Here is a 12,574-nt window from a genome sequence, read left to right as displayed (position 1 = left end):
ATATTCCTCAATGCATTATTAACTTAAATATTATATTATAATTTACAAAAATTAGCAAAATCTTATATAATAAAACCTAAAAATGGAAGTTTATGAAAATAGCCGTACTTTTATCTGGGGGGGTTGACAGCTCTGTTGCCCTTTATAAAATTATAAATAAAGGATATTCAAATATAAAATGCTACTATTTAAAAATTTGGCTTGAAGATGAACTGTCTTATATTGGAAACTGCCCTTGGCAAGAAGACTTAAATTATGTTGAAGCTATATGCAACAAATTTAATGTACCGTATGAAATAATAAACTTTCAAGAAGAATACTATAACAAAGTAGTAAGCTATACTATTGAAGAACTTAAAAATGGCAATACCCCAAGTCCAGATATTTTTTGTAATCAAAGAATTAAGTTTGGAGCATTTTTTGAAAAAATAAATAGCCAATATGATTTGGTTGTAACAGGACATTACGCCAAAATACAAATAAAAGAAGGCAAATTTTTTTTAAAACAGGCAAAAGATAAAATTAAAGACCAAAGCTACTTTTTATCTCATCTCTCTCAAACCCAAATGTCAAAACTATACTTCCCCTTAGGCACATTACTTAAAAGCGAAGTAAGACAAATAGCTAAAAACATAAATTTACCCAACAAAGACAGAAAAGATAGTCAGGGCATTTGCTTTTTAGGAAAAATTAAATATAACGAATTTATCAAATATCATCTTGGCGAGAGAAAGGGAAATATAATTGAAAAAGAAACGGGAAAAATAATAGGAATTCACAACGGATATTGGTTTTTTACAGTTGGACAAAGAAGAGGACTAAAGCTTAGCAACGGACCATGGTTCGTTATAGAAAAAGACCTAAAAAAAAATATTATATATATATCCCATAACGAAAATTATTTAAAACAAGCAAAACGCAAATTTTTAGTTCATGAAATACATTGGATAAACAACACACCTTCAAATTTTGAAAATTTTAAAATTAAGATAAGACATGGAGAGAAGAAATATTCATGCAAATTAAAACTTATTACAAATAACTTAATGGAAATTTCTTTAAATAAAAAAGATAATGGACTCTCTCCGGGGCAATTTGCAATTTTTTATAAAAATACTAAATGCCTAGGGGGTGCTAAAATTTTTAAAATTATAGAATAATAATCAGACAAAAAGTAGGTAAGTAGAAGTTTTAAAGCTTCTACTTACTTTTCGATCTTAAAGTAATCAACAGATTCTTTTAAATCTTTTACACTCTCTAACATTTTTTCAGACATTGCAGAAAGCTCTTCACTGCTTGAAGCTGTAGTCTGAACTAGTTGACTAACTTGCTCTATTGCATTTTTAAATTGCTCTATTTGAACACTCTGCTTAGAACTTTCATTAGAAATATTTTTCACAAGTCTGGCCGTTTGTTCCATACCAGGAACTATTTGTTCAAAATTTTCCCCAGCACGACTTGCAACAGTTAAGCTTCTGTTTGCAATATCAATAATCTCTCTTGCTGATTCTTTGCTTTGATCCGCAAGCTTTCTAACCTCAGCAGCCACCACTTCAAAACCCTTACCCTTCTCTCCCACTCGTGCAGCTTCAATCGAGGCATTTAAAGCAAGCAAATTAGTTTGTCTTGTTATTTCATCAATAATTCCAATTTTTTCAGTAATTACAGTCATTGCCTCAATAGCTTTAACAACAGATTTATGCCCCTCTTTAGTCCTTTCATTAGTATTAACAGCAATTTTTTCAGTAGTAGATGCATTTTCAGTATTCTCAGAAACACCTTGTGATATTTGCTCAATATTTGCTGTCATTTGCTCTAAAGTAGAAGCCTGCTCAACAGCACCAGAGCTTAAATTCTGGCTTGCATTTGCTATTTGAATCGCATTTTCATAAAGGTAATCTAGATTTTCAATGACTCCTTTTGCAACTGAAGAAAAATTGGTTCTCAATTGCTCAAGACCTTCGTACAAGCTATAAAGCTCTATGCTATCCCATTTGCCAAAATTAACATCAGCAGTAAAATTTCCAGAAGCAAGTCGTTCAGAATATTCCAGTATCTTATTCAAAGAAGAACTTAACTTTTTCACAAGATAAAGAGTTGCAATAGCAAGAATAAACAATGTAAATGCGAAACTAATACTCAAGATTATAGATGTGGCTCGTGACATGTAATAAAAATCATCTTCCGAAATTCTCATTAAAAGAATAAATCTATTATTAGACAATTTTAATAACACCTTTTGACTAATTCCCACATATTTCTTACTGCTATTAGGATCATAATAATAAATAGTTGAAATTTCTTTATTTTTTTGCAATAAATCTTCAGATGTTTTCTTAATAATATTAGAATAAGAAGCACTAATATCAGTCAAAACATCACCGGGCAGTACTGTATGATGAACCAATAATCTACCCTTAGTATCATAAGCTAGCGCACGGCCACTAGAGAGTATTCCAAAATTAATTCCTCTAAAAGACCTATATATATAATCCATTGAATAGAAAAACATAAAATAACCAAAAATATCGCCTGTTTCAAAATCTCTTAATGGTATGCCTATTAATATGTAAGGAATCTGACCTTTTTTATTTTTTATCTTAGAAATATCTTTAACCAAAGACTCCTCAATAGACCCAGGATCTGTTAACATAACAAAAGAATTGTAAACAATACTTTGAGACTCTTTAAGTTTTGTAAAATATTCTCTATCTCCAATAGATTTGCCAAAATCACTATTATCCTTAACAGCCGAAGTAAAAATTATTTTACCTTCTTTGTTTATTACCATCATATTACTACCGGTTTGAATAAGCATTTCAGATTGATCTGAAATAAAACTCAACCTTTTGGATTTAATTTTACTAGCTTCATTAAATTTTTCAGCAGAGTTGAAATACATGGAACTAACCCTAACTTTCTCTTCCATTGAAGAAATATAAAGGTTGAAAGAATTTTTAATGTTTCCAATAAGATTCATCATAAGATCAAACTGCTGATCTACCAATTTACTATTAATCAACATTCCAAAAATAAAAAACAGAATTGATATAAAGAATGCTATAAGAATAAGAACAAGTAGCAACATCCTAGCTTTCAGCTTCATACTAACCACCTCTTTCACAAAAAATAAATTCTAAAACTCTGAAAAATCATCATCAAAATTTAAATCCTTATCAGCAATATCGATAGCTTTTTTAGGATCAACTCGCTTATTAATAGTTCTTACAGAGGACTCGCTCTCAATATCTAAAGAATTATTATTTCTATTGCCATTTAAAGTTGAAACCTCATTACTTTTCAAATTTTGATTTTCATCTTTAAAAGAATTATCAAGACAATCCATTAATCTAAAATCATATTCATCATCTTCTAGATTCTCAATCGTAGAATCTTTAATTTTGAAAAATAATACAGATTTTCTAAGCTCTTTAGACTTTTCTAACATTTTATCGGACATGCTAGAAAGTTGCTCGCTGCTTGAAGCTGAAGACTGAACAACTTCTCCAACCTGATCTAAGGCCATTTTAAATTGAGCAATCTGATCACTCTGCTTAGAGCTACCTTCTGAAATCTTCTTAACAAGATTAGCCGTTTCTTCAATTTCAGGTAACATTTCTTTAAAAATCACTCCTGCTTCGGTTGCTACCTTAGAGTTATCTTCAACCAACTCTCCAATCTCAAGAGCCGAAATTTTACTCAAATCAGCTAACTTTCTAATCTCACTAGCCACAACAGCAAATCCCTTTCCTTCATCACCGGCTCTTGCAGCTTCAATAGCCGCATTCAAAGCAAGCAAATTAGTCTTTCTGGCTATTTCTTCAATAACACTAACTTTCTCTACAATATCTTGCATAGCAATAACAGATTCTTCTACAGCCCTACCACCTATTTGAGAATTTTCATTTGTCTTTAAAGCTATTTGTTCTGTTTCATAGGAATTATTAGCGCTCATATTTACGCCTGAGGCTATTTGCTCAACATTAGCTGACATTTCTTCAAGAGCAGATGCCTGCTGTAACGCACTAGAACTTAAATTTTGGCTCGAACTGGCAACTTCTAAACTTGCCTTATTTACATAACTAATATTTCTTAAAACACTTGCAATCGCTACAGAAATAGCTTTTTTCATTTTCACAACCTGAAGACTCAACATTCCAAGCTCGTCAAAAAAACTATCATCATCAAGGGCATAATCTTTATCTAAATTACCCTTAACCATATCTTGAACTAAAACTCTAATTGAATTTAAACGAAAACTAATAATCTTATCTATTCTCATTAAAAGAACAAGGCTTAACACAACAATACCTAAAACAGAATATAAAAGATACTGAAATTTTAGACTAGATATTACTCCGTAAATATCTTTATAAGGAAGCCGAGCAATAAGTACTCCGCTCTTCTCTCCTAACTTACTGCTTATGGGCAGCAGTGCATAGTAGCACTCTTCTCCCATTTCGGATAAAAATATTTTATCAATGGTGTAAACCGAAACTTCGGTAGGAATATTTGACAAAAGAGGTGGTTTAGAAAAAACATCTTTAAGAGTATTTAAAAATTTAGAACTAACTCTACTAGTTTCATTGTATTCTTCAAAAGGATTGACTGCTATATTATTGGGATCCACATAAATAAAATTGCCTCTCTTATAAAAACCGAATCTAAATCTATCAAAACTATCTGCTAAAATATCATTAAGCAGATATCCAGCCAAATACCCACAAACAAGTTTGTCTTCTGGAGAGTATACAGGTACAATTATTGCAAAAGCCTTTTTTTCGCTTTGTCTAGACCTAATAGCAACTTCTGCGGATATTCCTTCAGAAAGATTCGAATACCAGCCTATAAATTTTAATTGGTTTTGCCTATAATCCTCAACAGCTCTTTTAAAATAATTAGTATTGGCCTCAGAATGACCAAAATCCATATTATTCTCATGCCTTGTGCTAACAATTATTCTCCCTTCAAAATCAAAAAAAGCGAACTCTTCAAAACAGGTATCATTTTTAAGATTGGACATAAAATTGTATAAGTATTGTCGATATTTTTTGTTCACCTTTACAGAATCAATAACAAATTTTGAATTTTTTCTTAAATCTATCAATTCAGACTCAGAGAAATCTTTTCCTTTATTCTCAGAAATTGCAAATTCTGATATGGTTTCAAGTGCCAAATTTGAAGCTGCACCATTGATTATGACATACAAGGTATCTAAAAAAGATTGCGTAGAAAAAGCTGCCCTTCTTACTTGCGCCCTTGTAAGCTGCTTATAATAATCTTCTAAATAACCGCATAAAACAAAATTAAAAATCATGGAAAAAAGTAACAGTATAAAAATTAAAAACAATAATAAAAATCCAACAAACCTGTATTTAAGCTTCAACAACATAATAAACTACCTCACAAATCATCTACTTATTTAATCAAATAAACTCAAGACCAAAGGGTATCAAAAAAAATTTTACAGCAAAAAATCAAAAACTCTTAAAAAATTAAAAGAATTTTCACAATATGAAAACCAAATTATAAGCTATTATTAATTGCTAATGTTTTTTATAGGGGATTCCTAAGAACTTAGGTGCATAATTTCTTTTTGAAAAAAAGATAAGACTTAAAATAATAATTAAATATGGAGTAATAACCAATACTTTGGGAGGCATTATTAAAGACAAAAAAGGAGATTGAGCCAAAACAATTGTCAAAGTTTTCACAAATGAAAATAAAAAGCTACCAATTAAAACTCCCAAAGGTGTCCATTTTCCAAAAATTAACATTACAATAGCAATAAAACCTTGTCCGCCCGTAACCCCTTGCACATAACTTGATGCAACCACTGTTGTAAGAACAGCGCCTGAAACCCCCGCTAAAAACCCACTCAAAAGAACACAAAAAAATCTAATTTTATTCACACTAACTCCAACAGACTCTAATACCTCTGGATTTTCACCACTAGCATTAATTCTAAGCCCAATTTTAGTGTATTTGAAAACAATATGAAATAAAACCACACTTAGGATTGCTATGTATACGGAGTATCTTTTACCAAAAATCTGGAAGATAAAAAATGTTTTGCTTAAAATTCCATCAAAAAGTATAGGCAACTTTATTTCTATAGGCGGAGTTGAAATAGAAGAAAAAATCAAAGTACTTATAAAAACAGCAATAGCGGGTCCTAAAAAATTAAGTGCCATTCCGGTTATAATTTGATCTGATTTTAAAAAAATTGTAAAAACAGCATGCAAAACAGCAAGCAAAAGCCCTGCTAGCCCACCAACAAAAATTGAAAACAATGGATCATTTGTAAAATATGCAACTGTAGCTCCCGAAAATGCTCCTATTGTCATTATTCCTTCAAGTCCAATATTAATAATTCCACTTTTTTCACTTATAAGACCCCCAAGACCAGCTAAAATTAAAGTTTGAGAATTTATTAAAGTTTCACTAATCAAGAATATTATTATATTTGACACGCTTAACACCTTTTAAAACAATTTTATTTAAAAAATAGCTAGCAGAAATTACAAGAACAATTATTCCCATCATCAAAGATACAATTGAAGATGGAAGCCCCATTAAACTTTGAACCCTACTGCTTCCATAAAGCAATATAGAAAAAAGAATGCTGGAAAATATTATGCCAATTGGAGAATTGTTTCCCATAAGAGAAGCAGCTATCCCATTAAAACCAATTCCCTCCATATAAGAAAGCTTAAATATGGCTTTATTAACACCCATAATTTGAATAGCCCCAGCAAGACCTGCAACAGCTGCTGAGAGAAACATTGAAAAAATGAGCACAGCTTTTACATTAATACCCATACATCTTGAGGCTTCAATATTACTTCCTGTGGCATTTATTTTAAATCCAATAATAGTTTTATTAAGCAAAAACCATATTAAAATAGCAAAAAATATGCCTAAAATTATTCCAAAATGAAGAGGCGCTTTTAAAAGTTCATTAACAAAAGGATGAGAAGACCTATAAGCAAGCCCTTCTGGAGAGAGCTTCCAAGAACCTAAAAAATCAATATACGCACTTTCTTTAATGGGTTTTGAAAAATCACTATTATCTCTTTTGATAAAACTAAAATCTAAAATTATATTGTTCAAATGGAATAATATCCAATTAAACATTATTCCTGAAATCACTTCGCTAATATTAAATTTAGCTTTTAAATATCCAATTAAAATCCCTAAACTACCTGACGCTATAAAAGTAATAATAAAAATAACAACTACATGTAAAATTGGGGGCAAATCAAGTAAAATTGATGCTATTAAAGCAACAATAGATCCTAGTATAAACTGACCTTCAACTCCAATATTAAAAAGACCCGCTTTTAAAGAAATGCCAATAGAAAGACCTGTAAAAATCAAAGGGGCTGCATAACTTAAAACATAACCTAAATGCTTGGGAGAAGAAAATATAATATCTAATATTATAAAATACATTCTAAAAGGAGAATGACCAAGCCCCATCACCACTAGCCCAACAATTAAAAATCCCACAAATAGCGCAAATACACTAACAAATGCTGAAGAATTTAAAAATTTCAACATAAATTTACTAAATACGTTTTTACTAATTTTCATTTAGCTTAAACCTATCATCATTTTACCAATAACATCAACATCAAAATTGTCCTCTAAAATACCCACTATCCTTCCACTATGCATTACAGCTATCCTGTCACAAACATTAACAAGCTCATCAAGCTCAAGAGAAACTAATAAAACAGATCTGCCGGCATCTCTTTGCTCTATTATTCTTTTGTAAATATTCTCAACAGCCCCAACATCAAGGCCTCTTGTAGGCTGAATAGCTAAAAGAATATCTGGCTCTAAACTAATCTCACGAGCAACAATAACTTTTTGCTGATTGCCTCCAGATAAATACTTTACCTTGCTTAAAATATCTCTTGGCCTAATATCAAAATAACTTACAAGTTGATTGCTCAATTTTTTTAAAATATTAAGATCAAACCCCACAAATTGTCTTTTAACTTTATCAAATTGTCTTTTAATAAAATTGAAAAAATTGAATTTTAAATCAAAATTACTTTTTGAATGAATTTTTTTTAATTTCAAATAATTAGGACAATCAAAACTCTTAAGCCCAATATTTTGCATAACATTGAATTCTAAAATAAGACCGTGTTTTTGCCTGTCTGAAGGAATACTTCCAATTTTTTTATCTATTCTTTGTTTAATTGTTAAACCTTTTAAAGATTCCAAACTCCCCGAAGAATTTTTTTTCAAAATATCGCCTTTAAATATGCTTTTCAAACCCAAAATTGCATCAACTAAATCTTCCTGCCCACTTCCCTCAATACCTGATATTCCAAGAATTTCTCCATTTCTCAGATCAAGATTAACGTCTTTAACTTTTAAAACTCCTCTCTCATCTTTAACACTTAAATTTTTTATTTCAAGAACATTAAAATGATTTTCAAATTTAATTTTAGATGCGCGAAGTGCAACTTCTTTCCCTATCATTAATTTTGTAAGATCTCTGTCATCAATCTCAGCAATATTAACAGTTTTAACAACCTTCCCAAGACGCATAATTGTACATTTCTTTGCAATAGACCTAATTTCTTTTATTTTATGAGTAATAAGTATTACAGTATGACCCTCTTGAGTGAGTACTTTTAAAATATTCATAAAATCATCAACTTCACTTGGAGCAAGCACTGCTGTAGGTTCATCAAAAATAATAATATCTGCATTTCGATAAAGAACTTTCAATATCTCTATTTTTTGCTCCATTCCAACACTCAAGTCTTCAACCTTTTTTTCTAAATCTATCTTTAAACCATACTTTTCCGAAAGATAACTTATCTTTTTTTTGGCTTGCTTGTAATCAAGAAAACCAAATTTTGAATTTTCATATCCTAGAATAATGTTCTGAACAGCAGTAAATTGCGGAATTAACATAAAATGTTGGAAAACCATTCCAATCCCATTTCGAATAGCCTCGCTTGAATCTTTAAAGCTTATTTCTTGACCTTTTAAAATAATTCGACCACTATTTACTTGATGAATCCCATAAATGGTTTTCATTAAAGTGGTCTTTCCAGCACCATTTTCTCCAAGAATAGCGTGAACTTCTCCGACCTTAAATTTAATAGAAACATTATCATTGGCAACAAAATCACCATAACTCTTTGTAATATTTTCTAATACTAGTACATCTTCTTTCATTAAGCTTTAACCCTAATAAATATCAAACAACTGACTTACAATATTCTATTCTAATGAAATATAATAAAACTTAAAGTTTATATTTTCAATAGCATTTTAAATTTTAAAAAACAAAATAAATTATTTATAAAAGTTAATTATTTATAAAAATTAACTGCTAGTAAATAAAAAATGCTTAAAATATAAAAACCTTAATAAAGAGAGTAAATTAATGCTAAAATAATATAATAAATAAACCATTATAAAAGAGAGTACTATGAAAATCAAAACCTGCATTTTTGATATGGATGGAACCCTGGTAAATAGCATTATGGATATTGCATTCTCAATGAATTCTGCTCTTTCAAACTTAGGATACAATCAAATAGAATTAAGCAAATTTAATGCTCTTGTTGGTAGAGGATTTAACATGTTTGTAATAGACACTCTAAAGCTATTATCTCTTGAATATAATAATACCAATCTACAAGACAAACTTTACAAAGAATTTGTAAAAGAATACAATAAAAATCTTTCATCCCAAACGCAACCATACGAAAATATAAAAACCCTTCTAGAAACTATGAATAAACTTAATATTCCAATTGGAATTTTAAGCAATAAAAATCACGAAGAATTAATAAATTTGGTAAAAAATGTTTTTGGAAATATATTTTTTTTTGAAATCAGGGGTTATTCAAAAAAATTTCCACCAAAGCCAGATCCTGAGAATGCCCTTGATATGATATTAGAATTAAATGTCCGAAAAGAAGAAATTGCATATATTGGAGACAGCGATGTAGACATGCTAACTGCACTAAACGCTGGATTTGTGCCAATAGGGGTTTCTTGGGGATTTAGAAGTGTTCAAGAATTAAAAGAAAGTGGAGCAAAACACATAATACATAATCCACTTGAACTATTGGACCTAATAAAATGAATGTAAAGCCATATTTCCCCTATCTATATCATTATCTATTCAATCATGAAAGCATAAAAAGTTTATCTGCTATAGAAAAAGAAATTGAAATGCTTAGCTATTTAAAAGAAAATAAAAAAACTATTGCCACATTCATCAAAAATGATTTTGAATCAGAACTAAAAGACCTGATTCAATACGTCAAAGATAAAACAGATATAATGATTACACCATTTGTTTTATCTGGCATTGAAGCTATTGATTTTAACATTGTAAAACCTCTTTTTAGCAAAGAATTGACAAAAAACGACTTAAATTTAATATTTAACTTTGTCAAAGTCAATTCATCTTTAAGAAAAGAATTCTTTTATAATTTTAATACTATAAGCAATGGATACATTACTTTTTATATAAACAAACTATTTGAAGGAAAAAACTCTTATACAATATATTTAATACAAAAGGAAAATAAAGCACTTTATTCATCAGACATCATAAAAAATTATATAAAGATATTACTTCTCTTAAAAGTATTGGTAATCAAATATTGCTTTGAGAAAGGAATAGAGCTTACTACTAAAAACATTGAATCCACTTCAAAAGCAATAAGCAACGATACCGATTTTCTAGACGAAAAAACGGCTAAGCTTATAATTGAAAGCTTTTTTAAATATGAAACTTTACAAACAATGTCTCCAATTTCAACATTAATTGCTATTTTTTCAGCCAGAGCAAGAACTCCAAAATACAAAAACAACCCAGTCAAAGGTTTTATTGGATATGATGAGAGTTGGTTTTCAATAAAACAGTCAGGCTCTAGAGAATATGATTCAAGAATAATTAAAGAATTATTAGAAATAGCTAAGGGGAATAAATGGTAAAAAAATTTTCAATTTTCTTAAAAGCAATAATAATTTTTTCAATATTTGAACTTTTAATCGAAGAACTCTCAATAATTCTTTTTTTACCATACAAAATACGATTTGCACTAATATTTCTTGGTTTTCTATTTGACACAATTTTTATTTTTATTTTTTTATACAAAATAACCAAAGCCTATCTTTCCCAAAGATTAGAAATCTACGTCAGAAACAATCTATTCTTTGATATAATTCACTGCCTTATCCCTTTAGCATTTTACAGTTCATATCAACTTAAAAACATAATTGCCGCTCATGAAACAATATTAAACCCAATAATGCTATCACTTTTCAAATTAAGATTTTTAAGACTTCTTAGGTTTAACGACCTAATAATAGAAATATATTACAATTCAAAAGAAAAGAACCTAATACTAATAGCATTTGCTAGGACGTTTTCAATGAGCTTATTAATACCATTTACATTTTTTATAATAATATCAAGCTCAAAAATTGTAAATTCAATACCAGAAAAACAAGAATTTAATATTATTAAAAATATATCAATAATAAATGAAAAAGCTTACATTAAAGAAAAATATCCCTTCATCTTAATAATCAAGGAAAAAGATGACATAATATACTCAAAATCAGACGAAATATTTGTTTACTACAGTCCTAGTGAATACAGGGTAATAGAAATAGAAAAAACAAAATTTTATATAGATAAATATTTGCAAAGAAAAAGCGATTCTATTCTTGGAATTTTTCTATTTACATTGTTTGCATCATTTACTATTTTTTTAATGAATTTTTATAAATTTTTTAAAGCAAGCTTTTTAAATCCTATTATTTTAATGACAAAAATTTTACAAGACCCATTAGAATATCGAAAAATTCAAATTCCTTTTACTTTAAGCGAAGAAAAAGTATATAAACTTGCAAAATCATTTAACAATCTTTTACTAAAAGAAAAACTAAACTCAAAGCGAAAAAGCAAAATACCTTTAGAAATTGAAAAAGTAAAAAAAATAATTAATAAAAACCAGGAAATAAAATGAAAATCCAAATAATCACAGCACTACTTACATTGTTGAATTTTTCAATTAATGCTAGGCTTTTGGATATCTCAATTGAAAAAAGAGCCAACGAAGAAATAAAAAAATATTCATCTTACAATTTAATTTTAGGAAAAGAATACTATACCAATCTTCCAACAAGTGAAATAGAAAAAAACATTTATAAACTAACAGAACATTTTGTACAAAGCATAATGCTCAATAAAACTAACTACGGCTTATTAAATTCAACCTACAAAGAAACAAATAAATATCTAATTCAAAGCGAACTTATTGATAAAAAATTTTTAAAATATAAAATATTTAAAATTAAAAATATAAATGGAATTTTTAAAAGTTATTCATTATTATACACAAAAAAAGGATTTTACAAATTAGAGCTTTACATAGAAAATAATACAGAACCTCTAAAAATATTCAACCTTAACATTACTTATTTTTTAAAGAATTTAGATAAAATAAGTAATGAAATGATTTTTTTCCCAAAGGAATGAAAATAATAAAATTAAAGATTGAACTTTTTTTTATAA

The 12,574-nt window shown here is 28.7% G+C and carries 10 protein-coding genes; 5 read left to right on the top strand and 5 right to left on the bottom strand.

The window, feature by feature from the left end; genetic code table 11:
- Positions 1-92 precede the first annotated feature (92 nt).
- Positions 93-1,160, top strand: a complete 1,068-nt coding sequence (gene mnmA / locus QIA46_RS03430; RefSeq protein ID WP_317268435.1) for a tRNA 2-thiouridine(34) synthase MnmA — start codon at positions 93-95, stop codon at positions 1,158-1,160.
- A 44-nt stretch (positions 1,161-1,204) separates the two neighbouring features.
- Here the strand turns inward: mnmA and QIA46_RS03425 are convergent, their stop codons facing one another.
- From QIA46_RS03425 to QIA46_RS03405, 5 genes are all read right to left on the bottom strand, one after another.
- Entirely contained in the window at positions 1,205-3,106 is a 1,902-nt protein-coding gene (locus QIA46_RS03425; RefSeq protein WP_317268434.1) for a methyl-accepting chemotaxis protein, read from the bottom strand.
- Between the two features lie 30 nt (positions 3,107-3,136).
- Positions 3,137-5,392 carry a methyl-accepting chemotaxis protein gene (locus tag QIA46_RS03420; protein ID WP_317268433.1) on the bottom strand — a complete coding sequence of 752 codons (2,256 nt, stop codon included), beginning with the start codon at positions 5,390-5,392 and terminating at the stop codon, positions 3,137-3,139.
- A gap of 154 nt (positions 5,393-5,546) precedes the next feature.
- Entirely contained in the window at positions 5,547-6,473 is a 927-nt protein-coding gene (locus QIA46_RS03415) for an ABC transporter permease (RefSeq protein ID WP_316256356.1), read from the bottom strand.
- Complete coding sequence (locus tag QIA46_RS03410) at positions 6,445-7,596, bottom strand: ABC transporter permease (protein ID WP_317268432.1); 1,152 nt, start codon at positions 7,594-7,596, stop codon at positions 6,445-6,447. Before QIA46_RS03410 ends, QIA46_RS03415 begins: the two co-directional genes overlap by 29 nt.
- Positions 7,597-9,207 (bottom strand): ABC transporter ATP-binding protein, encoded by a 1,611-nt coding sequence (locus QIA46_RS03405; protein ID WP_317268431.1) that lies wholly within the window; start codon positions 9,205-9,207, stop codon positions 7,597-7,599. It lies immediately after the preceding gene.
- Positions 9,208-9,463: 256 nt separating this feature from the next.
- Between QIA46_RS03405 and QIA46_RS03400 the strand changes: the two genes are divergently transcribed.
- Genes QIA46_RS03400 through QIA46_RS03385 form a run of 4 tightly spaced genes read left to right on the top strand, consistent with a single transcriptional unit; the run spans position 9,464 to position 12,538 of the window.
- Entirely contained in the window at positions 9,464-10,126 is a 663-nt protein-coding gene (locus tag QIA46_RS03400) for an HAD family hydrolase (RefSeq protein ID WP_316256353.1), read from the top strand.
- Entirely contained in the window at positions 10,123-10,986 is an 864-nt protein-coding gene (locus QIA46_RS03395; RefSeq protein ID WP_317268430.1) for a hypothetical protein, read from the top strand. Before QIA46_RS03400 ends, QIA46_RS03395 begins: the two co-directional genes overlap by 4 nt.
- The gene (locus QIA46_RS03390; protein WP_317268429.1) at positions 10,980-12,026 is read left to right on the top strand and encodes a hypothetical protein; all 1,047 of its coding nucleotides are present in this window, start codon (positions 10,980-10,982) and stop codon (positions 12,024-12,026) included. The genes QIA46_RS03395 and QIA46_RS03390 overlap by 7 nt, the downstream gene beginning before the upstream one ends.
- Positions 12,023-12,538: a hypothetical protein gene (locus QIA46_RS03385; RefSeq protein WP_317268428.1), complete on the top strand. Its 516-nt coding sequence runs from the start codon at positions 12,023-12,025 to the stop codon at positions 12,536-12,538. Before QIA46_RS03390 ends, QIA46_RS03385 begins: the two co-directional genes overlap by 4 nt.
- Positions 12,539-12,574: the final 36 nt, after the last annotated feature.

The sequence above is a fragment of the Borreliella carolinensis genome (assembly GCF_032595855.2).
Lineage (GTDB): Bacteria > Spirochaetota > Spirochaetia > Borreliales > Borreliaceae > Borreliella > Borreliella carolinensis.
The sequence above is the reverse complement of the archived record's forward strand: the minus strand, read 5'-3'. Positions and strand labels throughout refer to the sequence as shown.